Below are 21,676 nucleotides of genomic sequence, written 5' to 3'. Positions count from 1 at the left end.
CATTACCTCGCCTGTTTAACTATAGTTAGTTTGTTATACACTAAGTGAATATTTTAATCCACCATCCTACTGGTAATGCAAATGTTAGGGCCGCTGTGTCGGGGCTATCACAAGCAGATATGCTAGCCGGATTTTACACTTCCATTGCTACATTTCCTGGTAGCATCCTACATGGGCTCAGCGCTTGGTCACCTTTAGCCGAACTAAACCGCCGGCGCTTTGATGAAGCTTTGCGCTCAAAGACTAAGACGTGGCCTTGGCGAGAAATTGGCCGCCTAACAGCCACCAAAGCTGGCTTACCTAGCTTAACAAAACATGAATCCGGATTTTTTAGCGTCGATTCGGTTTATCGTAGTCTTGACCGCCACGTAGCAGCCAGCCTAGGCCAAGCGGCAAAACGAGGCACCACGGCAGTATACGCCTATGAGGATGGAGCTGCCACCTCTTTTCGTAGAGCCAAACAACTGGGATTGCAATGCTTCTACGACTTACCCATCGGCTATTGGCGGGCGGCCAAGCGACTATTAGAACCGGAGCGCGAGCGCTGGCCTGAATGGGTATCTACACTGGGGGGTTTCAAGGACTCAATAGCTAAGCTCGCTCGCAAGGACGAAGAACTACGCTTAGCTAATCGTATTTTAGTAGCTAGCCAATTCACGGCAAATACTCTCCGAGACTTCCCTGGGCTTTTGGCACCCATTGAAGTAATTCCCTACGGGTTTCCGAGCGTAGCCGAAACCCGGCAGTATATAAGCGTTGGCCGCGGTCGGCCTCTAAAGCTGTTGTTTGTGGGAGGCCTCTCGCAGCGCAAAGGTATCGCTGATTTATTTGCGGCAGTGAAAGCGCTTGGTTCACACGTTGAGCTAACAGTTGTGGGAGGCAAGACTACAAACAACTGTCTGGCTCTTGATGCCGCGCTGACTCGCCATCAGTGGATTCCAAGCCTGCCCCACGCTTCCATTCTAAGCTTGATGCGCGAGCACGATGTACTGGTATTTCCCTCTCTTTTTGAAGGATTTGGTTTAGTAATTACCGAAGCCATGTCACAGGGTACACCAGTCATTACCACCGAGCGCACTGCTGGTCCCGACCTAATTACTCACGGCCAAAATGGCTGGCTAATTGAGGCTGGCTCGACGCCAGCGCTCCAAGCAGCAATTGAAGAGTTACTATACCGACCAGCGGCTATAACTGAAGCTGGACAAGCTGCCCGGGAAACGGCGCGTTGCCGTCCTTGGTCAATTTATGGCCAAGAACTAGCCCACGCCCTCGCTCAGTAGCTTATCGCTACCCCTTGGTTTATCTTCCGTTATCTTTTTTATAACCTATGAGCTCAAACCTATTAAGTATAACGAATAATAGCTCCGGGCGGGTGAGCAATACCATTCCTAAACCAACCTCTTTAGCTATTGATTCTACCACCCGCTGGCTTAAGCGAGGCATTTGGGCTTATTTTTTCTTGGTAATTTTTGAAGGAGCCTTGCGCAAATGGTTCGTTCCGGCCTTAGCCACTCCTTTGCTCATCGTTCGGGACCCTATTGCTCTATGGTTAATTGTTGTAGCCTGGAACCGACGACTACTGCCCTCTACCCCTTACCTAATAGGTATGACGCTAATTGCCGTAATCGGGATATTTACGGCCACCTTACTGGGACATGGCAACCTATTGGTAGCCTTATTTGGCGCTCGTCCCATGCTACTGCATTTTCCCTTGATTTTCGTTATGGGATGCCTCTTCACTCGGGAAGACGTCATCGCAATGGGACAAGCTACACTTTGGATTTCTTTACCGATGGTTGTGCTCATCGCGTTTCAATTTTATAGTCCGCAATCGGCTTGGGTAAATCAAGGAGTAGGTGGAGATACTTCAGGAGCAGGCTTTAGTGGGGCAATGGGCTATTTCCGCCCACCCGGCACTTTCTCCTTTACCAATGGAACATCTTCCTTCTTTAGTTTTGTCGCACCGTTCGTCTTTTACTTTTGGCTTAATAAAAAGCTGATTAACAAGTTTTTGCTCATTGCAGCTACGGTAGCCTTATTATTCTCTATTCCCTTATCTATCAGCCGGGGGCTATTTTTTCAGGTAGCAATATCATTTCTTTTTGTGCTCGTAGCCAGCGCCCGCAAGCCTGAATATTTAGGTCGAATGGTTCTTGGAGTAATAGGTGGGTTTCTAGTGCTGACCTTACTAAGTGGCACAGAAACATTTGGCACTGCAATGGCGGCTTTTACTGACCGGTTTGAAAATGCCAACGAGAGTGAAGGTGGCTTGGTAGAAGGTGTCTTTTTGGACCGATACTTAGGCGGCTTTCTAGGGTCACTACTTGGCTCGGCCAGCGTACCTTTTTTTGGTTTTGGATTAGGCATGGGCACCAATGTTGGCGCAATGCTGCTAACAGGGTCTCGTACTTTCTTAATCGCCGAGGGCGAATGGGGTCGTATTATTGGTGAGCTAGGCCCGATAATGGGGCTGAGCGTAGTCTTTATTCGAGTGGCTCTCACTGCCAAAATTTTTATGGCTTGCTATCGTAAGCTTGCGCAAGCAGACTTACTCCCGTGGATGCTGCTAAGCTATGGTTTAATTACACTATCGCAAGGTGGCTGGGGACAGCCTACTTCCCTTGGCTTTTTCACTTTAATTGGAGGTTTAATACTGGCATCACTACGCAGGCCAGGAATTCTGTCAAACAAGGTTAATCACATTAGCACACACGCCTCGCAACTGCATAATAATTGACCGCAATAGGACCTAGACCTTGCCCAGCCTTCTTGATAATGCAGTTTTTTATTCTGTAGACCCTAGGGGGGGTGAGAATTTTGCCAATAATTTCTGCTCTTCTATAGTAGCGGGAAATGACTTACCAGACCAGTAGCCAGACCTTAAAGCAAGCAGTGGAAAGTATAGTCCTCAGGATGGCAAATAGACAATCATTGTCATTCCTTATAGTTAAGCTAACTTTGAAATGAGCTTTCTCCTTTTGAAAAGGCTATATTGCTTAGCTCATCTGTAGAAGATAGTATTGCCATATTTGGTGCTTTCGTCCTCTCCACCGGCCGTTTATGCATATTGTTTTCTTCGCGCATCCTACCTTTCTGAGACATCAAAGTATGCCTCGCTTTGCGCAAATGCTGGTGGAAGGAATGCAAGCGCGGGGGCATCAGGTAGAGTTATGGTCGCCGGCAGCACATTTAGTTCGGCTGCCGGCGCCAGCCTTTTTAAAAAAATGGTTTGGTTACATAGACCAATATGCCATATTTCCGGCAACTATTCGGCGGCGCTTGAAAGCTTGGGCACCTAACACGCTCTTCGTTTTCACCGACCATGCCCTAGGGCCTTGGGTACCCTTAATTGGGCAGCGGCCGCACGTAATCCACTGCCACGATTTTCTAGCTCAATTCGCCGCGCTAAATAAGATTCCAGAGTCGGTGACCGGATGGACTGGTAAGCAGTACCAGGCATACATTCGTCGAGGCTATATTCGTGGGCAAAATTTCATCTCTGTTTCCAAAAGGACGCAACACGACCTTCACCAGTTTTTGTCAGTCCGCCCGCACCGCTCAGAAGTCGTGTATAATGGCTTCAATCAAATAGTTGAAGTTTTGGACCCAACCCAAGCACGGGCTCGGCTAGGTGAACATACAGGGTTGGACCTGGAACTCGGCTACTTGCTGCATGTAGGCGGCAATCAGTGGTATAAAAACCGGCGTGGGGTAATAGAGCTATACAATGCCTGGCGTTCCCTAGGCCAGATATCATTGCCATTGCTTCTAATTGGCACTGCGCCTGATGCGGCGCTTCAGCAAACTCATGGTCAGTCTCCCTACGCGTCAGATATTCACCTGTTGACGGGAGTTGAGGACCAACTGGTGCGCTGGGCCTACAGTGGTGCTACCGTTTTAGTATTTCCTTCCCTGGCTGAAGGTTTTGGCTGGCCCATTGCGGAGGCGATGGCCGCTGGCTGCCCAGTCATCACTACCCAAGAAGCTCCTATGACAGAAGTGGGAGCCACTGCCGCTTTCTACATTTCTCGCCGCCCAGCTACCGATGAGGCTGCTGATTGGGCGACGGCGGGTGCTCAAGTTATACAACAAGTAATAGAATTGGCTTCCCCCGCGCGGCAAACCGTAGTGGCTGCCGGCTTAGTTAATGCCTGCCGGTTTGAAACTACTAAGGCACTAAATCGAATTGAAGAGATTTATCAGGAAATTATCCAATCGTTTGAAGCGGCATGAAACTCCTGCATGTTACTTCCGGGATGAACCCTGCGCTCGGTGGTGTAAGTCAAGCCGTTCGCACAATTATTAAAGGCTTAACTATTACAGGTGTTTATAATGAAGTAGTCAGCCTAGACTCCCCAGATGCATCTTGGAATCAAACTGCTCCCTTTGTAACTCACGCCCTAGGCCCTAGCTGGGGACCTTGGCAGTACAGTTCAAAACTCATTCCCTGGTTGCTTAAAAACCTCGCTCGCTTCGATGCAGTCATTTTACACGGCTTATGGCTTTATCATGGTTACGCACTGTACCGAGTACTCCAACGCCTTCCGAATGCTACCTTAAATAAAGCTCCGCGTCCCAAGTTTTTTGCAATGCCTCATGGTATGCTGGACCCCTATTTTCAGCGAACTGCAAGCCGTAAGGTTAAAGCCTTACGCAATCGAATTTATTGGCACTTCATTGAAGCAACGATTATTAATAATGCCGATGGAATACTTTTCACCTGTGAGACCGAGCGGTTGCTAGCTCGCGAACCATTTGTACCTTATCACCCACAACGTGAGTTGGTAGTAGGGCTAGGGGTAGAAGAGCCTTCCGCCTACACTGCCGCTATGCAAGAAGCCTTCTTAGCGAAATGTATCGAATTAAAAGACCGACCTTATTTACTTTTTCTTAGCCGCATCCACGAGAAAAAAGGGGTTGATTTATTGCTACAGGCCTATGCTCAATTAATTCATTCAATCGCTTTAATGGCTACTCCTACCCGACAGCAGTTCAGAGAAGAATTGCCAGCACCTCTGCTCAAAGTTCCAGCACTTGTCATTGCTGGTCCAGGCATAGAAACTACATATGGACAACGAATACGCAAACTTGCTGCTGAGTTACAAGAGTCGGTTGGCGCTGATATATTCTTCCCTGGTATGCTTTCTGGTGATGCTAAATGGGGAGCTTTTTATGGTTGTGAAGCATTTATACTTCCAAGTCATCAGGAAAACTTTGGAATTGCTATAGTGGAAGCACTAGCATGCAGTAAACCCGCACTCATATCTAATCAAGTGAATATTTGGAGAGAGATTGAAGCCACAGGTAGTGGAATAGTAGCTGACGATACACTAATGGGTGTACGACTATTATTAGAAAAATGGTGTAGTCTAACAACTTTAGAAAAACAGTCGAAAGCGAGACAAGCCCGCACAACCTACCACGATTATTTTGCAATAGAACCAACTACAAAAAAAATCTCTTTAGCCCTACAAAAAATTTAATCTTAAAAAAAAGTGTATATACAATCCGATACAATTTTATAGTTTAATTTTTTATAAAAAGCTTTAATGTATAACCAAGACACATTCGGAGCACCTGCTTTCAACTTAAAAAATCGACTTGCTAGAATAGCCTGGAACATTACATCTATTTTCTTTTTTCAACTATCACCCATTCCGATGCATAGCTGGAGGGCATTTGTTTTGCGCTGTTTTGGAGCTAAAGTAGGTAAAGGTGTTAAAGTTTATCCGAAAGCTAAAATATGGGCTCCTTGGAACCTGCAACTTGACGACGAATGCGCTATTGCAAATGGGGTCATTTTATATTCGCAAGGTAAAATTACTATCGGCCGCAGAAGTATAATTTCGCAAGGTGCTCATTTAGTTACTGGCACTCATGATTATACTAAAAGCGGATTCCCGTTATTTACTAAACCTATTTATATTAAAGAAAATGTGTGGGTAGCTGCTGAAGCATTCATCCATCCTGGAATCACTATAAATGAAGGTTGTGTTATTGGTGCTAGATCAGTTGTCAATAAAGATATGCCAGCGTGGATGGTGTGTTCAGGTCATCCGTGCCAACAAGTAAAAAGAAGACATTTAGTATAAGTATAATTATTTACTTTATAGACTCTGCGTAATTACTTGTTCTTTCTAAACATGATTATAGATTACAATGATGCATCAGTTTCACAAATCCATAAATGCGACATTTGCATTGTTGGAAGTGGCGCAGCTGCCTTAGCTTTTTTGACCAAGTTTTATGAGACTTCTCATCAAATCATAGTTTTAGAAGCCGGCGGAGAGGAAATCACTACGCAAAATCAAGAAATATACAATACATCGAATGTGTTTCATCCCTTACCAGGGGCGAAAGAAGGCCGGTTTCGTGTATTTGGAGGTTCAACTACGAAGTGGGGAGGGCAATCATTACCCTTAGATCCCATTGATTTTGCAAAACGGGATTGGGTCCCATCAAGCGGTTGGCCAATACCATACGAAGAAGTTGCAAAATACTATCCAGCAGTTGATACTTTCCTAGGATTAGAACTTAACAGCTACGAATCCAATATATTTGATTTACTCCAAACAAAAGAATTTAAAAAAACAAATGATTTAAAGTTCAAGTTTTCAAAATGGAGTCCTAAACCTAATTTGCGTGAGGAATACAGAAAAAAAATAAGTACATCAACCAATGTCAAATTAATTCAAAACGCGAATTTAATTGCTATAAATTTATCGGAAAATAACAAAAAGGTCGAGTCTATATCGATTACTAATTTTCTTCATAAGAAAGGAACATTAGAAGCAACTATATACATTCTTGCATGCGGAGGAATCGAAAATGCGCGACTATTATTAGCTTCGAATCATCAAAATAGCAAAGGCATAGGTAACAATTATGATATAGTAGGTCGCTACCTTCAAGATCATCCTAATTCATACATTGGAAACATTAAAAATTCAACTTCTAATACTCAAAAATATTTCAATTATTTTTTCATTAATAAGACCAGGTATTTACCTCGCTTTATTCTTTCGGAGAGATTTCAGACAACTCATCAAGTTTTAAATGCTAGCGCGTCCATTCTGTTTTTTCCTCAAGAAAATGATGTTTTTTCTAAGGTATTAGAAATTTACAGAAAACAGGTAAGAGGCACTATTACCATAAATGATATAGTGACGTTTATGCAGATAGGAAGGCAAGTAAATCAATTAATTAGACCTGCAATATCAATGCTTTTTCATAAAAAAGTATTTACTCCAAACCCTTCTGTTAAATTAAATTTAATGATTGAAAACCCACCAGAGTGGACAAACCGCGTAAAACTAAGCAAAGAGTATGATGCATTGGGAACACCAATTGCTATAATCGAGTGGAAAATTAATGAGCAAGTAAAACATACATTAGATAGTTGTGCTAAACTGTTTGCAGAATATTTCCCTTACCTGAATGTTGGAGATTTGCAATTAGAAGAATGGTTGGATTCAGCAGATTGGTCTACTAGAATTAAGGATGCTTATCACCACATTGGCACAACTAGAATGAGTAATTCACAAAAGGACGGAGTTGTGGATGCTAATTGCAAAATATTTGGATTAGAAAATCTATATATAGCTGGAAGCTCAGTGTTTCCCACTAGTGGGCATTCAAATCCAACTTCTACTATAATTGCGTTAACTTTTCGCTTATCTGAACATATCAAAGCAATTTTAACATGCTAGATTTAGATATATTAACTAATTCTAAAATGGTTGGTATTGGATGCTCAACTTTTGGGGGAAGCAATAGTAAAACAGTAGCTAATTTAGCTTTAAATTATGCATATGAACAAGGTATTATCTACTTTGATGTTGCTCGGTCTTACGGATATGGTACAGCGGAATCAATAATTGGAAAATTTGCTGCTGATAAACGAGGAAAAATATTTATTGCCTCTAAGTTTGGAATCTTACCACCTCCTTCTTTTCCTTTCAAAAGTACTTTATTAGCAGGGATAAGGTCGATTCGGATGTTACCAACCATTCAACAATCATTAAAAAAAGCATCTGCTAAATCTCTTACAAAACACGTATTTTCACCTCAATTGGCCGAAAAATCTTTAAATAAAAGCTTAAAGGAATTAAAAACAAATTATATCGATGTATTCTTACTCCACGAAAGTAATTTAGATGATGTGCTTCGCGATGATATTAAATACGTACTTGAAAAGGCCAAAGAAAAAGGCAAGATTCGGAGTTGGGGAGGAACTTTCTACGGTAGACAAGATGCACAAATAGCCATTGAGAAGAGAAGCTTAGATGTTGTACAGCTTTCCTTCGGATTAGACAATAAATATTCTTTACTGACAAACCAAAAGGATAATCGGATCCAAATTATTTATTCTATACTAAACTATGCAAAGAACACAAATTCTGCTCAATCAAGTAATATACTTGCACATATTATAAACATTTTTCCTCAATTGAAGGCACTTAAGAATATCAAAGAATTATTACTATTTGTCGCGTTTCATTCTTTACCCCGTGGCGTAATATTATTATCCATGTCTAAACCTGAACACATAGACCGTAATAAATTGATCTGCCAGACATCTATTTTAACTAATGACGAACTTTCAAGAGTTATATATATATTGAGACAGTATTTTACTCAATTTTGAAAGCTATTCTACTCATGTAATTTGCACACAATATTTTATGCTTGACCTGACTATTGCTATTCCAGTACGCAACGAAGAAAAAAATTTATTAGGTTGCCTCCAAGCTATTGGCACTGATTTAGCTCGTCAAGTGGTCATTATTGATTCAGGCAGTACTGATAAAACAATAGAAATTGCTAGCAGTTGGGGAGCTGACGTAGTAAACTTTAACTGGAATGGAAAATTTCCAAAGAAACGAAATTGGTTTTTAAAAAACTATCCACTTAACACCAAGTGGATATTTTTTTTAGATGCAGACGAGTATCTAACTCCAGAGTTTAAAATCGAGTTGTGTAGAGCTTTAACAAATAGCAATAATATCGGATATTGGTTAAATTATACTGTATATTTCCTGGGTAAGCAGCTAAAAGGAGGTTATCCTTTGCGTAAATTGGCTCTCTTCCAAGTGGGAGCTGGTGAATATGAGCAGATTGACGAACAGCAATGGAGTCAATTAGACATGGAAGTACATGAACATCCTATTCTAATTGGTAGCTTAGGAAATATTCGCAGTAAAATTGATCACCAGGATTTCAGAGGCATATCGCATTACGTTCTCAAACATAATGAATATGCTAGGTGGGAGACTGAGCGTTTCTTGAACAAAATTAGCTCGACCATTCCAAATCAATGGAATTGGAAGCAAAAATTAAAATATCTTACAATGCGCAGTGTTCTTATTGGACCAATATATTTCTTTGGTAGCTATTTCATTTTAGGTGGTTTTCGAGATGGTAGCCGAGGTTTAGCTTTTGCTATTTTAAAAATGGCATATTTTACTCAAGTATATTGTAGAATAAAGGAAAAAGATATTTAATTATTTAGATTAATTCTAATCAAGAACATTGTTACTAATGAAAAAGAGAGTTTTATTGATAGGTTATAATTTTCATCCTGAACTCACTGGAATTGGTAAGTACAGCGGAGAAATGATGTATTGGCTAGCTAATAATGGGTACGACTGCAGTGTCATCACAAGTTATCCGTATTATCCGCATTGGAAAATACAGCATCCTTATACTAAACAACGTTTCTGGTATAAAACAGAGCGTGAGCAATTTCAATCAGGGGGTAGATTAACGATTTATCGCTGTCCCATGTATGTACCAGCTAAACCTTCTGGGCTTAAAAGAATATTATCTGATTTTTCCTTTTTAGCCACTGCCATTTGTAAGGTAATACAGTTAATATCACACTCAAAATTTGATTTTGTATGTGTAGTTGCGCCTTCTTTTCAATTTGGCTTACTAGGAATTTTATACAAAAAGTTTCGCAAATCGGAATTTCTATATCATATTCAAGATATGCAAATAGAAGCTGCCAGAGAATTACAACTAATAAAATCAAAACAGTTGATAAATTTTTTATTCAAAATAGAAAAATATATATTTGATAAAGCCGATAATATAAGCAGTATATCTTTAACTATGACTCAAAAAATACAAAGTAAAGCAAATAAAAAAATTATTATTTTTCCTAATTGGGTAGATACAAAAATATTTTATCCAATAAAAAATCGTGCTGTTTTGAAAGAAAAATTTGGTTTTAATTCTTTTGATAAAATTATATTATATTCTGGCGCAATCGGTGAAAAACAAGGCCTAGATGCCATATTAAAATCTGCGCAAATATATAAAAATCAAAAAAATTTAAAATTCATTATATGTGGTTCTGGTCCTTATAAACAAAAATTACATATCATAGCAAATAGTTTAAATTTATCAAACGTTGTTTTTTTTCCTTTGCAGCCTTTTGACAAATTTAACGAATTTTTAAATATAGCGGACGTACATTTAGTAATTCAAAAAGCAACTGCCAGTGATTTAGTAATGCCTTCTAAACTTACTACGATTTTGGCAGTAGGCGGATTAGCTCTGATAACAGCTGATAAGCAATCTGATTTATATTCTTTGATAACTCAGTTCAATATGGGTTTAGTAGTAGAACCAGAGAATCAAGAAGCATTGAATAATGCTATAATACAAGCTATTGCAAATGATAAGCAAATCTTAATGAATAATGCTCGTACTTATGCTGAAGATTTTCTTTCTATAGATAGTGTTATGCAGAAATTCAAGAGAGATATTAACTTATAAATTAGATTATTTACCGATAGTCAATGTATCGGCTCAAAGGTTAAAAAAGCTGGTCCAACTAGCTGTGCTGACTTACTGATATTACCCTTCAAAGTTGTTCGTGGTTTGCACATCGGCCGCTGTGTAGTCGCAGGTAGTTTTCCAATGCATCGCAACCATACTTCAAACACATATTAAAACCTTCCGTTTTTCAACGGGACTTATCGTTTCATTCAAGTGTCTATAAACGAAAAGCCCCACCAGCGCACTGCTAGCGGGGCTTTCTACTTTATAATAACCCTAGGGCCTACACCGTCGGCAGTTCCACGTTCTCGAAGTGCACGGCGCCGTCCTCCAGCACCGCCTCAACAACGGCATCCTTGCTCACTTTGCCGGAGAGAATCTCCTTGCTCAGTTCGTTCAGAATGACGCGCTGCAACACGCGCTTGAGCGGGCGGGCGCCGAACTGCGGGTCGAAGCCCTGCTCGCCGAGGTAATCGAGCACCTCGTCGGTGGCTTCGAGGCTGATGCCGGCTTCGGCCAGGCGCTGCTGGATTTGCTTGAACTGGATATCGACAATCTTGCGGATTTCCTTGCGCTTGAGGGGCTGGAACATCACGATTTCGTCGATGCGGTTCAGGAACTCGGGGCGCATGTGCTGGCGCAGGCGCTCTACTACTTCGTCGCGGGTGCGGTCCACGATTTCCTCGACTTCCATCGGATTGTGCTCATCCAAGTGCTTGAAGTTCTTTTGGATGATGTCGGCCCCCGTGTTCGAGGTCATGATGATGATGGTGTTCTTGAAGTTCGCCACCCGGCCTTTGTTGTCGGTGAGGCGGCCATCGTCGAGCACTTGCAGCAGGATGTTGAACACGTCGGGGTGCGCTTTCTCAATCTCGTCGAGCAGCACCACCGAGTAGGGCTTGCGGCGCACGGCCTCCGTGAGCTGGCCGCCCTCGTCGTAGCCTACGTAGCCGGGAGGCGCCCCGATAAGGCGCGATACGGCGTGGCGCTCCTGAAACTCGCTCATGTCGATGCGCACCATCGCGTTCTCGTCGTTGAACAAATACTCGGCCAGGGCCTTGGCTAGCTCGGTCTTGCCTACCCCGGTGGTACCGAGGAAGATAAACGAACCGATGGGCCGCTTAGGGTCTTGCAAGCCGGCGCGCGAGCGGCGCACGGCATCCGAGATGGCGGCGATGGCTTCGCTCTGGCCGGCTACGCGGCGGCCCAGCTCGGCTTCGAGGCCCAAGAGCTTGTCACGGTCCGATTGCAGCATCTTGCTCAGCGGGATGCCCGTCCACTTGGCCACTACCTCGGCAATGTCCTCGCTAGTCACCACTTCTTGCAGCATGCCGCCGTCGGCCTTGGTGGCGTTGGCTTCGTCCTGCAAGGTTTTTAGGCGCTGCTCAGCTTCTTGGATTTTGCCGTAGCGCAACTCAGCCACGCGGCCGTAGTCGCCCTGGCGCTCGGCCTGCTCGGCTTCGGTCTTGAAGCGCTCGATGTTCTCCTTCTCAGTCTGGATATTGGTCAGCACCAATTTCTCGCCTTCCCACTTGGCTTTCAGCTCGTCGCGCTGGCTGCCTAGGTCGGCCAGCTCCTTGCTCAGCACGGCCTCGCGGTCGTGGTTGTCTTCGCGCCGGATGGCCTCGCGCTCAATCTCTAGTTGCATGATGCGGCGCTGGATTTCGTCGAGCTCCACGGGCATGGAGTTCAGCTCGATGCGCAGCTTAGCGGCGGCCTCGTCCATGAGGTCGATGGCCTTGTCGGGCAGGAAGCGGTCGGTGATGTAGCGGCTGCTCAGCTCCACGGCCGCAATCACGGCGTCGTCGGTGATGCGCACGCCGTGGTGCAGCTCGTATTTCTCCTTGATGCCGCGCAGGATGCTAATGGCGTCGGGCACGCTCGGCTCATCCACCATCACGGCTTGGAAGCGGCGCTCCAGGGCCTTGTCTTTCTCGATGTATTTCTGGTATTCCTTGAGCGTGGTGGCGCCGATGGCGTGCAGCTCGCCGCGGGCCAGGGCCGGCTTGAGCAGGTTGGCGGCGTCCATGGCACCTTCACCCCCGCCGCCGGCCCCAATCAGGGTGTGAATCTCGTCGATGAACAGAATAATCTGGCCCTCGGCGTCGGTCACTTCCTTGATAACGGCCTTGAGGCGCTCCTCAAACTCACCCTTGTACTTGGCGCCGGCCACGAGCAGGCCTAGGTCGAGGCTCATCAAGGTTTTGTCTTGCAGGTTCTCGGGCACGTCGCCGGCCACGATGCGCTGGGCCAGGCCCTCGGCGATGGCGGTTTTGCCCACGCCGGGCTCGCCGAGCAGCACGGGGTTATTCTTGGTGCGGCGCGACAAAATCTGGAGCACGCGGCGGATTTCTTCGTCGCGCCCGATAACGGGGTCCATCTTGCCGCTGCGCACGCGCTCGTTCAGGTTGATGGCGTAGCGGTTGAGGCTCTGGTACTGCTCCTCGGCGGTTTGGCTGGTGACCTTGCGGCCCCCGCGCAACTCCTGGATGGCGGCTTTCAGGTCTTTCTCGCTGAAGCCGTTGTCTTTGAGCAGGCTAGCCACGCTGTCTTTGCCGCCCAGGATGCCCAGCAGCAGGTGCTCGACGGACACGAACTCGTCGCCCATCTCCTTCATCTGGGTGTTGGCGCGCTGCACGGCGTTGGCCGCGTCGTTAGCCAGGTAGGGCGAGCCGCCGCTCACCTTGGGGTAGGCCTGCACGATGGCATCGAGCCGCTGGCCGAGGTTGGCCATGTTGGCGCCCAGTTTCTTTCCTAGGAAGGCCAGAGTATTCTCGTCGTTCTGTAATAAAGCCTTCAGCAGGTGGCCCGTTTCGATGGCCTGCTGCTGGTTGGCTCCGGCAATCTCGGTGGCCTTCTGCACGGCCTCCTGTGCCTTGATGGTGAAGTTTTTAAAGTCCATTGGGTTGCTAAGTTCTCGGTAGGTGCTTCGGGTTAGGAAGATTGTACGAGGGTACTAGCAAACGAGGTGCAGAAGTGCGGAAGCGGACTTTTTGGCTGCAAGAATTAATTCTACTTCAAAAAATACGTCAAATAGTCAACTTGTGCAGGACTCCTAAAATGGAGGCTCCTCCATCATAGCGCTACCACTAACACTCTTAATCTGAGCAAGCAAATTAACTAACTCTTTATCAAGTCTATTCAGTCTATTTTTAACTTCTGTGCTACTTTCTCTTTTATTATGTAATCTTAAACGCATTTGCAAATCCACTAACGAATTTCTGATTTCAACAACACTCACATTTTTAGATAAATAACTTTGTTCAATATTTAGATACTCATTCACGAGAGATGTATAAATTTCATTTGAACTAATCAATAACTCAGATGCAGATAAAACCTTTTGACTAACAAACTTATTAATCAAGTTTTTCATTTGAGAAACTTCCTCACGCAACAATTGCATCTGAGCGTTCTCAGTTTCAGCAGGGTTAAGGTGAGATAATTTAGCTGCTGAAAGAGATAGAAGTTGTATTAATGAATTAATACTACCTGATTCAGGCTTGATGTTAGCAGTCGCAATAATTGCCTCTGCTATCACATCCTGGTCAGTCAAAACTTCCCTGTATTTCAATTCTGGCTTGTAATCAATTGCCCTCAGAGGCGAAATATCGAAAATACGAGGGGTATTTTTTTCTTGTATCAAAACTACAGGCTTATCGAATGCCTGTCTTATACCTAATTCAAATAATACATTGGGATTACGAGAACTTAGGTCACAGATAGCCATAGGAGCATCTAGCAGCCTTTTTAGTATATCAACGTGAATAAGATTCGTTTCTTTTACTTGGTCAGCCCTCGTCGCATAGTATCCTGCTTTAACACAAGCAGGCTCTATTATATCATTGTAGACCCTAGCAAAATGTCCTACTTCATATCCATCAGGGTCTGAAATAGGCATTATAATGAAACATTCTTTTGTTTCATTGCCAGTAATACTTTGTTTACTCTGGGCACCATGTTCTTTAGCCATATTCTGTTAGTGCTTTTAATAGGAAGCTATTCATTTCCTAAACTAGCGTGAGTTTGCAGCTCGTGCCTTTTATAAAAGTAGAGATTATACCTCCACTGACGTGTACATGTAGCGGCAAGCTACGGTAAAACAGCCGTTGATTAAACCAGCGTTAGCGAGCTTGCTGGGCCTGTTGCTCATCCTCATACTCCTGCACCCAATCTTCCAACACGATACCAACCATATCGAAAAAGTGGCGGGTGTTGTGCGTAACCAGCGTTAAGCCGTGCGCCACCACCACGCTGCCAATCAGCATGTCGAATTCGCCTTGTAGGCGACCAATTCGTTTCAGGTGAGCTTTCTGCTGGGCATAGGTTTCCAGCGAATCGGAGATGGGTAAAACCCGTTCATCAAATAGCCGCTGGAACTGGGTGAGGCGCTGCCGATTCGCTAATTGGTGTGTGGGGGAGCTATTAGCTACACCATACAGCAGCTCGGCCACCGTCAATTCGCTCAGAAAGCAAGCCGTGAGGCCGGCACGCTTCAAACGGGCCGCTAGGTCAAACTTGCCGTTGATGATATGAACGCAGATGTTCGTATCGAGCAGGTAAGTAGTCATAAGTCCACCTCGCGGGGAGCGTCGCGGCGGGCACCGTAAATCTGGCTCAGTAGGTCTTCTTCACCTTCCTCCTGCTGCCAGGAGCCAAATACTTGGTCGAGCAGCGCATGTTGCTCTTGCTCCGACAAGGGTTCTTTGTTGCTGAGTAGGTCAGTCGCAGGCGCATCCGTTTTCAGAAAACGAATGGTCATTTCTGGCAAGCTTTGTAACTGCCGCATTACGGAGGCAGCCTGCTCATCCGGAAACTCTAATTCAAGGGCGACTCTCATACAGCTAATATACGTAGGTTGCCTACTCGCCCGCACGCTTCGTACACTTGCTCCTATGAAACCGAACACCCTAGCTGCCTTTTACGACGCGCTTGCCCCGGGTCCTACCTCCGCAGGTGGCGTGGTGCCGCCGCCGGATATGGGGTCAGGCGTGGGGCATTTTAACGTGTTCTCTTTGGCGGACCTGCGCGGGACGCCCCCGATGACGTTTAGCCGGCGCGACTACTACAAAATCACGCTCTGCCGCGGGCTCAGCCAGGTGGAGTGTGCCGACCAGCCCCTGCACGTCGGCGCCAATACCTTGTTTCTGGTGACGCCGCGCGTGCCCTACCGGTGGCTGCCGCTCACCGAAGACTTTGGGGGCTACAGCTGCCTCTTCGACGATGCCTTTCTGCTGCCCGCCCGCCCCGGGGTGGTGCTGGCCGAGCTGCCGATTTTTCAGCCCGGGGCCTACCCGGTGTGGGAGGTGGCCGCGGCTGACTGCGCGGCGGTCGAGGCGATTTTTGAGAAGATGCTGCACGAGCTAGGGTCGGGCTACGCCTACAAGCACGACCTGCTGCGCACTTACCTCTGGGAGCTGATTCACTTGGTGCAGAAGCTGCAACCGGCCCCTACCCCGCTGGCTACCCACAGCGCCGCCGAGCGCGTCGCCACCCAGTTCACGGAGCTGCTGGAGCGGCAGTTTCCGCGCCTCAGCCCGCAGCCGCCGCTGCGCCTGCGCACGGCAGCCGACTACGCCGACCAGCTGGCGGTGCACGTCAACCACCTCAACCGGGTGCTGAAGGAAACGACCGGCCACACCACCACCGCCCTGCTCAGCCGCCGCCTGGCGCAGGAAGCCAAGCTGCTGCTGCGGCAAACCACTTGGAGCGTTTCGGAAGTCGCCGATAGCCTGGGCTTTGCCGACGTGGCGCACTTCTGCACCTTTTTCAAGCGCCACGCCGGGCACACGCCGGGGGAGTTTCGGCGGGCGGCGGGAGTTGGGGTGTAAGGTAGAAACTTAAAACTGTCATGCTGAGCGCAGCGTAGTCGAAGTATCTCTACCGGTGAACTAATTCCTGACGCCAGCAACGAAGCGGTAGAGATGCTTCGACTACGCTCAGCATGACGGGTAGTGCAACATTGTTTGAAATCTAAAACAGATGAGTTGACTGGCGAAGTTTACGCCCTGCCTGCTGCTCGGACCTTTGTGGCGTACTAACCCACCTTCCTACCCTAGGGAGTCCAAACCCACAGGCAACATGGCAAATCAGAAAATTGCGCTAGTCACTGGCGGCAACAAAGGCATCGGCTTCGAGATAGTGCGGGGGCTGGTGCAAGCGGGCTGCCGGGTGTACCTAGGGGCCCGCGAGGCCGCCAGGGGCCAGCAAGCCGTAGCGGACCTGGCCGCTAAAGGTGACGTGCGCTTCCTCGAAGTGGACCTAGCCAACCAGGCGACGCTAACCGCGGCGGCGGCGCACCTGCAACGCGAGGAAGGCCGCCTCGACATCCTGGTCAATAATGCGGGCATCAATGTACCCGGCGATGGCTCGCCTAGCCAGGCCGACGTGCACAGCGTAGCGCAAGTGCTTCAAACCAATTTCCTAGGCACGCTGGCCGTAACCCAGGCATTTTTGCCGCTGGTGAAGCAGGCCGCGGCGGGGCGCATCGTCAACGTGTCCAGTCCGTTGGGCTCGCTTACTATCGTGGGGCAGCACGACTGGGCCCTGTTGGGCTACTCGGCCTCAAAGGCCGCGCTGAACATGCTCACCGTGCAACTGGCCTACGAGCTACGCGATACGGGCATCAAAGTGAACTCAGCCGCGCCCGGCTACACGGCCACCGACCTCAACGGCTTTGCGGGCGCCGATACGCCCGCGCAGGGCGCGGCGGAGGCCATCCGGCTAGCCTTGCTGCCGGCCGACGGGCCGAGCGGCACGATGTCGTCTGCTACCGACGGTATTTTGCCTTGGTAGCTGCTTAATAGTCAAGCACCTTTTAGCAACGCGTTAAGCTGAAATACAGATAGTCGTCTGTATAAGCATTCGTGCGTAAGTAAACAGACAGTTCTACTTATGAATCAATACTTTAAGTCGTAAACGAATGACGCGACTAGCTCTATAGTCTTACCGGTTTTTCTAAAACGCAAGCAGGAGCACCCATTACGAATGCTCCTGCTTGTGGGAAGTCCAGACTAGCCCTAGGGCTGCTAGTTCGGCAAAGGCTTCATGGTGCCATCGGGCCGCGAGCGGGGCTTGGCCATTTTCCGCAGGTTCTTGCGCTCCTGGTGCGTCATGCCGGGGGCGGTTTCGTCGCGGCGCCGAGCCCTAGGGCTACCGCCGGCGCGCATGTCGGGCGTTGCCAAGGGCTGGCTGCCGGGCACGGTACCCGGCGTTACGGGCACGCCGGACGGCGCTACCACGGCCCCGGCCGGGGCTACGGCGCCGGAGGGCAGCACCGTTTGGGCCAGGGCCGCGCTGGCACTGAGCGCCAAGGCGCCCGTTATAAGCAGGAGGTATTTCATAGGGAAAACTGAACTAGCGGTAACAGAAAAGTGTGCGGTGGGCAGCGGCCACAACGTTCCCAGCTAGCTCGGCGGTTGCCGGGCGGGGTGCGCCGGCCAGTTGGGAAGTTAGCTTACGGCAGTCCTAGGGGTTGGTTTGAGGCAAGCCGCCAAATGCTTGCCGCACGGCGCCGCACGAACGCGCCAGCCAACGCAACGAGCATTGCCAGGCGCTGGCACCCCTAAGGCCGGGGCTAGGCAGCCAGCACGTCGCGCACCTTCGTCCACTGTATCTCGGGGTAGCGGTCGTTATCGAGCGGCGCCAGCTTGGGGCGGCCAGTGAACATATTGTGCAAATACTGCATGCCCTGCCAGGGCGGAAATACCTCGCCGGGCGCGGGTGCCAGGCGGCGGGTTACCTTAATCATCAGCTTAAGCAGCCAGAGGCCTCCGGCGCGCAGGCGGCCGAAGCGGTGGCCAGTGGCGGCCCCGGCCGCGGCCTGCAGCTGGCGCACGGTGGCTACCTCGCCGGCCACGCGCAGGTAGCGCGGCGTAGTGGGGTCTAGGGCCGCGGCGGCCGTGAAAGCCGCCGTATCGGCAATGGTGGTGAAGTCGAGCGGCTGGTTGGGCGAGCCCCAGTATAGCACGCGCCGGATTTTGGAAAGCACCACCGGCGCCTGGCCGGTCAGCAAGTCCGTAAACATGCCGTTGAGCACCGAGGTAGCCTGAATAGGGGCCCGGTCGAGGCTGCGGCCGAACTCGCGGCGCAGGTCGAGGTTGCGGTTGGAACCTTCGGGCAGCTTGGTGAAATCGATGGAGTAATCGGAGGGGATGAAGCGGGGCACGCCCGCCGCCACGGCCGCGTCGAGCAGGCGGGTTTGGGTATCCACAATCACGCTGCGCAGGCCCGAGAGCACCGATACCACGCAGGCAGCCCCGGCGCAGGCTTTGGTTAGGGCGGGCACGCTGGTGAAGTCAACTTCCAGAATTTCGGCGCCCCGCGCGCGCAAGGCGTTTATTTCGGGCTTGCGATTGCCGGGACGCACGAGGGCACGCACCTGCGCGCCCCGGTCGAGCAGGTTTAGCGCAATGCGGTGCCCTAGGTCGCCGGTAGCGCCGGCCATTACAATGAGGGTGGGTAGCGGAAGGTTAGCAGGGTGAGCTGCTGAGGGAGAGGCAATTGCCATGAAGCTAAGTGGGCGCCAAAGCGCAAAAGAAATGAAAAGCAGCCAGGCCCTAGGGGGTATTGCCGAGGCGCCCCGCCGATAAGGGGCGCCATACCGGCAAGCGTGACGCGAGCGGGGCTAGGGTCTTTAACGCACAAAACGCCGGGGCGGGGGCCGGTTTTCGGTTATTACTGCGCGGGCTGCGTACACGGCGGAAACCCTTTTCTAGCCTTTGCTATGCCTGCTTTCACCGTTGAACGACTTTCCTTCCAGCACCTCGCGGCCCTCCCTACTGCCTGGCAAGATACTGATTACCTGGCCTTACTGAAGCTACTGGACTACGAGAACCCCGAAGCCATTGCCCCGGCCGAGCTGCGCGAAATGACCCAATTAGCCCTTACCGACCTGGAGCCCGCCGCCGCGGCCGAGGTGGTGCTGGGCTACCTTGCGGGGGAGGAGCTAAAAGCCGGGCAAATCGACCAGCTGGCCCACCAGATGCAAACCGAGAAGCTGTGGGAGGAAAACCCCAATTTCGCGCTGCACAAGAGCTTTTTCAACGCTACGCAGCTGCTTTACGACGCCTACAACGGCAAATTTCCGCACCCGCAGGCCGTAGAGTTTAAGGTGAAGCTCACCGCTGCCGACCCGGCCGACCTTGCGGCGCTCGACGCCGAGCCGGCCGCCACGCTGCTACGCCTGCTGGCCCCCGGCCTATCGGATAGCGCCCTGCTGCACCGCTTGTTTGGCGACCAGCTAGCGGGCGGTGACTTTCCCGAAGCCGCCGCTATCCTGTGGCAGCTAACTCCGAGCGAGCGCACCGCCAGCAGCGTGGTGTATGACGTCGTTAGCTCCGACTACTGGCTGGAGGACTTCAAATTCGCTGACACCTACGAAGTTACCGTGGCAGCCGCTCGCAGCTAGGGGCAGTTAGGGGTAGTCGGCCCCTTTTAGTTTAGTCCGACCTTGCCCTTCATCGACTCGAAGAGCTTAGGCGAATCAAAGCCGATGCCGTGCTTAAACACGATTTCCATTTGGCGCAGCTGCCGAATGTCCTGCTCGGGGTCGCCCTTAATGAGTACCAAATCGGCCTGCTTGCCGGGCTCGATGCTGCCGATGTCGCGGGCGCGCCCCAGGTACTTGGCGCCGTTGAGGGTGCAGATGCTGATGGCTTGCAGCGGGGTGAAGCCCCCTTCCACCAGCAGCTCAATTTCGCGGCGGTTGGCGTAGCCGGCAATGGTGCGGCCCGCGCCGGTGGGGTCGGTGCCGGCCACCAGCAGCCCGCCGGCGTCGTAAAACTGCTTTTCCCAGCCCTGCTCTTTCTTAAACAGCGCCACGCTGGCCGAGTCCTTGCCTTGGCTGTTTTGCCAGGTGGCCGTTTCGCGCTCCTGCAGCTGCGGAATAAGCGCCGCCCCCCAGCACTACCTCGTGGCCCGTATAGGGCTCAAATACGGGTAGCGTAGAGGTTAGCGCTACGCCCTTGCCAACCAAGAACTTGATGAGGCTGGTCATGGCTGGGCTGCTGGCGGGCAGGCGCAGCAAGGCCTGGCGGGCGGCGGGGTAGTCGCAGGCGTCGGCCACGTGGCCGGGCGCAAAATCGGAGCTGGCCATAAAGCCGTGCTCCAGGTTGTCGATGCCCGTTTCGGCGGCCTCGCGGTAGGTAATGGCGCAGAGGTGGCCGGTTACTTTGAAGTGGCGGGCGTGGGCCTCGGCTACCACGGCGGCCAGGTCGGCGCGGGTGGCGTGCATGTACATCTTGAACGAGGTGCAGCCCTTGTCGGCCCAAAATTTGGTGCTGGCCGCGGCATCGGCGGGGCCCTTGATGGTATTCAGGGCCGGAATGTCCATGCCGGGCTCTTCCATGTAGGGCGCCGTCACGTCCATATCGGGCCCAATAAACTTGCCCTCGCCGATGAGGCGCTGAATGGCTAAATCGGTTTGCGGCTCGATGCTGCCCGCCGTGCGGATGGTGGTGGCCCCGCCCGCCAGGTAAGGCCTCGGGAACGAGTACGGCATCTGGGCAATGTTGAAGAGCCCGCCCGCCGGCATGGTGTAGTAGAGGTGCTCATGCAGCATGACCAAGCCCGGAATCAGGGTTTTGCCGGTGCAGCTGATAACCTCGGCCCCGGCGGGCACCTTCACCTTGCTGAGCGGGCCCACCTGCTCAATGCGGCCGTTGCGCAGCAGCACGGTTTGGTGCAGCAGCGCGGGCCGGCCGGTGCCGTCAATCACCTTGGCATCGGTAAGGGCCACGACGGGTGCGCTCACCTTGATGAACTCTCGCACCTGCAGCGTGAACTGCGGCGGCGCGGAGCTGGCGCTGGGCGGGGCAGGCTGGGCTAGCGCGGGCACGGCGGCACCCAGCAGCAGCACCAGCCAATAGAACGTTTTTTTCATGGCTGTCAA

General features: G+C 49.9%; 20 protein-coding genes. 12 read left to right on the top strand and 8 right to left on the bottom strand.

The genetic code is table 11. The features are described from left to right. Window positions 1-44: 44 nt before the first annotated feature. The 9 genes from HHL22_RS00325 to HHL22_RS00285 all read left to right on the top strand — a co-directional run bounded on the left by HHL22_RS00325 (window position 45) and on the right by HHL22_RS00285 (window position 10,782). Window positions 45-1,280 (top strand): glycosyltransferase family 4 protein, encoded by a 1,236-nt coding sequence (locus tag HHL22_RS00325; protein ID WP_169528991.1) that lies wholly within the window; start codon window positions 45-47, stop codon window positions 1,278-1,280. Window positions 1,281-1,327: 47 nt separating this feature from the next. Next, window positions 1,328-2,737, top strand: coding sequence for a hypothetical protein (locus HHL22_RS00320; protein WP_195809206.1), 1,410 nt, complete (start codon window positions 1,328-1,330; stop codon window positions 2,735-2,737). Between the two features lie 323 nt (window positions 2,738-3,060). Continuing rightward, window positions 3,061-4,233, top strand: a complete 1,173-nt coding sequence (locus HHL22_RS00315; RefSeq protein WP_169528990.1) for a glycosyltransferase — start codon at window positions 3,061-3,063, stop codon at window positions 4,231-4,233. Beyond that, complete coding sequence (locus HHL22_RS00310) at window positions 4,230-5,483, top strand: glycosyltransferase (protein ID WP_169528989.1); 1,254 nt, start codon at window positions 4,230-4,232, stop codon at window positions 5,481-5,483. The genes HHL22_RS00315 and HHL22_RS00310 overlap by 4 nt, the downstream gene beginning before the upstream one ends. 66 nt (window positions 5,484-5,549) lie before the next feature. Next, complete coding sequence (locus HHL22_RS00305; protein WP_169528988.1) at window positions 5,550-6,092, top strand: LbetaH domain-containing protein; 543 nt, start codon at window positions 5,550-5,552, stop codon at window positions 6,090-6,092. Between the two features lie 51 nt (window positions 6,093-6,143). Further along, complete coding sequence (locus HHL22_RS00300) at window positions 6,144-7,709, top strand: GMC oxidoreductase (RefSeq protein ID WP_169528987.1); 1,566 nt, start codon at window positions 6,144-6,146, stop codon at window positions 7,707-7,709. A gap of 26 nt (window positions 7,710-7,735) precedes the next feature. After that, complete coding sequence (locus tag HHL22_RS00295) at window positions 7,736-8,647, top strand: aldo/keto reductase (RefSeq protein WP_169528986.1); 912 nt, start codon at window positions 7,736-7,738, stop codon at window positions 8,645-8,647. A 37-nt stretch (window positions 8,648-8,684) separates the two neighbouring features. Then, entirely contained in the window at window positions 8,685-9,503 is an 819-nt protein-coding gene (locus HHL22_RS00290) for a glycosyltransferase family 2 protein (protein WP_169528985.1), read from the top strand. Window positions 9,504-9,540: 37 nt separating this feature from the next. After that, window positions 9,541-10,782, top strand: a complete 1,242-nt coding sequence (locus tag HHL22_RS00285) for a WcaI family glycosyltransferase (RefSeq protein WP_169528984.1) — start codon at window positions 9,541-9,543, stop codon at window positions 10,780-10,782. Window positions 10,783-11,068: 286 nt separating this feature from the next. Here the strand turns inward: HHL22_RS00285 and clpB are convergent, their stop codons facing one another. The 4 genes from clpB to HHL22_RS00265 form a co-directional block, all read right to left on the bottom strand. Then, window positions 11,069-13,687 carry an ATP-dependent chaperone ClpB gene (gene clpB / locus HHL22_RS00280; RefSeq protein ID WP_169528983.1) on the bottom strand — a complete coding sequence of 873 codons (2,619 nt, stop codon included), beginning with the start codon at window positions 13,685-13,687 and terminating at the stop codon, window positions 11,069-11,071. Window positions 13,688-13,840: 153 nt separating this feature from the next. Then, window positions 13,841-14,758: a hypothetical protein gene (locus HHL22_RS00275; protein ID WP_169528982.1), complete on the bottom strand. Its 918-nt coding sequence runs from the start codon at window positions 14,756-14,758 to the stop codon at window positions 13,841-13,843. A gap of 151 nt (window positions 14,759-14,909) precedes the next feature. Then, complete coding sequence (locus tag HHL22_RS00270) at window positions 14,910-15,356, bottom strand: PIN domain-containing protein (protein WP_169528981.1); 447 nt, start codon at window positions 15,354-15,356, stop codon at window positions 14,910-14,912. Then, window positions 15,353-15,547, bottom strand: a complete 195-nt coding sequence (locus HHL22_RS00265; protein ID WP_169528980.1) for a hypothetical protein — start codon at window positions 15,545-15,547, stop codon at window positions 15,353-15,355. The genes HHL22_RS00270 and HHL22_RS00265 overlap by 4 nt, the downstream gene beginning before the upstream one ends. 133 nt (window positions 15,548-15,680) lie before the next feature. Here HHL22_RS00265 and HHL22_RS00260 point away from each other — a divergent pair, with 133 nt between their 5' ends. Then, window positions 15,681-16,616: a helix-turn-helix domain-containing protein gene (locus tag HHL22_RS00260; RefSeq protein WP_169528979.1), complete on the top strand. Its 936-nt coding sequence runs from the start codon at window positions 15,681-15,683 to the stop codon at window positions 16,614-16,616. 250 nt (window positions 16,617-16,866) lie between these two features. Beyond that, on the top strand, window positions 16,867-17,580 hold the full coding sequence (locus tag HHL22_RS00255; protein ID WP_169528978.1) for an SDR family oxidoreductase: 714 nt from the start codon (window positions 16,867-16,869) through the stop codon (window positions 17,578-17,580). 233 nt (window positions 17,581-17,813) lie between these two features. Here HHL22_RS00255 and HHL22_RS00250 read toward each other — a convergent pair whose 3' ends face one another. Further along, window positions 17,814-18,128, bottom strand: a complete 315-nt coding sequence (locus HHL22_RS00250) for a hypothetical protein (RefSeq protein WP_169528977.1) — start codon at window positions 18,126-18,128, stop codon at window positions 17,814-17,816. Window positions 18,129-18,361: 233 nt separating this feature from the next. Further along, entirely contained in the window at window positions 18,362-19,231 is an 870-nt protein-coding gene (locus tag HHL22_RS00245) for an NmrA family NAD(P)-binding protein (protein ID WP_241737929.1), read from the bottom strand. A gap of 279 nt (window positions 19,232-19,510) precedes the next feature. Here HHL22_RS00245 and HHL22_RS00240 point away from each other — a divergent pair, with 279 nt between their 5' ends. Next, window positions 19,511-20,194 (top strand): hypothetical protein, encoded by a 684-nt coding sequence (locus HHL22_RS00240; protein ID WP_169528975.1) that lies wholly within the window; start codon window positions 19,511-19,513, stop codon window positions 20,192-20,194. A gap of 26 nt (window positions 20,195-20,220) precedes the next feature. On the opposite strand, the gene HHL22_RS00235 is transcribed toward HHL22_RS00240, so the two are convergent. After that, complete coding sequence (locus tag HHL22_RS00235) at window positions 20,221-20,607, bottom strand: amidohydrolase family protein (protein ID WP_169528974.1); 387 nt, start codon at window positions 20,605-20,607, stop codon at window positions 20,221-20,223. Continuing rightward, complete coding sequence (locus HHL22_RS00230; protein WP_169528973.1) at window positions 20,594-21,667, bottom strand: amidohydrolase family protein; 1,074 nt, start codon at window positions 21,665-21,667, stop codon at window positions 20,594-20,596. Before HHL22_RS00230 ends, HHL22_RS00235 begins: the two co-directional genes overlap by 14 nt. Window positions 21,668-21,676: the final 9 nt, after the last annotated feature.

It is taken from the genome of Hymenobacter polaris (genome assembly GCF_012927305.1).
Classification (GTDB): domain Bacteria; phylum Bacteroidota; class Bacteroidia; order Cytophagales; family Hymenobacteraceae; genus Hymenobacter; species Hymenobacter polaris.
The sequence above is the reverse complement of the archived record's forward strand: the minus strand, read 5'-3'. Positions and strand labels throughout refer to the sequence as shown.

Coding starts and splice junctions, on each gene's coding strand:
- HHL22_RS00320 (WP_195809206.1), top strand. CDS start 1,328: ATGAGCTCAAACCTATTAAGTATAACGAATAATAGCTCCGGGCGGGTG.
- HHL22_RS00315 (WP_169528990.1), top strand. CDS start 3,061: ATGCATATTGTTTTCTTCGCGCATCCTACCTTTCTGAGACATCAAAGT.
- HHL22_RS00310 (WP_169528989.1), top strand. CDS start 4,230: ATGAAACTCCTGCATGTTACTTCCGGGATGAACCCTGCGCTCGGTGGT.
- HHL22_RS00305 (WP_169528988.1), top strand. CDS start 5,550: ATGTATAACCAAGACACATTCGGAGCACCTGCTTTCAACTTAAAAAAT.
- HHL22_RS00300 (WP_169528987.1), top strand. CDS start 6,144: ATGATTATAGATTACAATGATGCATCAGTTTCACAAATCCATAAATGC.
- HHL22_RS00295 (WP_169528986.1), top strand. CDS start 7,736: ATGGTTGGTATTGGATGCTCAACTTTTGGGGGAAGCAATAGTAAAACA.
- HHL22_RS00290 (WP_169528985.1), top strand. CDS start 8,685: ATGCTTGACCTGACTATTGCTATTCCAGTACGCAACGAAGAAAAAAAT.
- HHL22_RS00285 (WP_169528984.1), top strand. CDS start 9,541: ATGAAAAAGAGAGTTTTATTGATAGGTTATAATTTTCATCCTGAACTC.
- clpB (WP_169528983.1), bottom strand. CDS start 13,687: ATGGACTTTAAAAACTTCACCATCAAGGCACAGGAGGCCGTGCAGAAG.
- HHL22_RS00275 (WP_169528982.1), bottom strand. CDS start 14,758: ATGGCTAAAGAACATGGTGCCCAGAGTAAACAAAGTATTACTGGCAAT.
- HHL22_RS00270 (WP_169528981.1), bottom strand. CDS start 15,356: ATGACTACTTACCTGCTCGATACGAACATCTGCGTTCATATCATCAAC.
- HHL22_RS00265 (WP_169528980.1), bottom strand. CDS start 15,547: ATGACCATTCGTTTTCTGAAAACGGATGCGCCTGCGACTGACCTACTC.
- HHL22_RS00260 (WP_169528979.1), top strand. CDS start 15,681: ATGAAACCGAACACCCTAGCTGCCTTTTACGACGCGCTTGCCCCGGGT.
- HHL22_RS00255 (WP_169528978.1), top strand. CDS start 16,867: ATGGCAAATCAGAAAATTGCGCTAGTCACTGGCGGCAACAAAGGCATC.
- HHL22_RS00250 (WP_169528977.1), bottom strand. CDS start 18,128: ATGAAATACCTCCTGCTTATAACGGGCGCCTTGGCGCTCAGTGCCAGC.
- HHL22_RS00245 (WP_241737929.1), bottom strand. CDS start 19,231: ATGGCCGGCGCTACCGGCGACCTAGGGCACCGCATTGCGCTAAACCTG.
- HHL22_RS00240 (WP_169528975.1), top strand. CDS start 19,511: ATGCCTGCTTTCACCGTTGAACGACTTTCCTTCCAGCACCTCGCGGCC.
- HHL22_RS00230 (WP_169528973.1), bottom strand. CDS start 21,667: ATGAAAAAAACGTTCTATTGGCTGGTGCTGCTGCTGGGTGCCGCCGTG.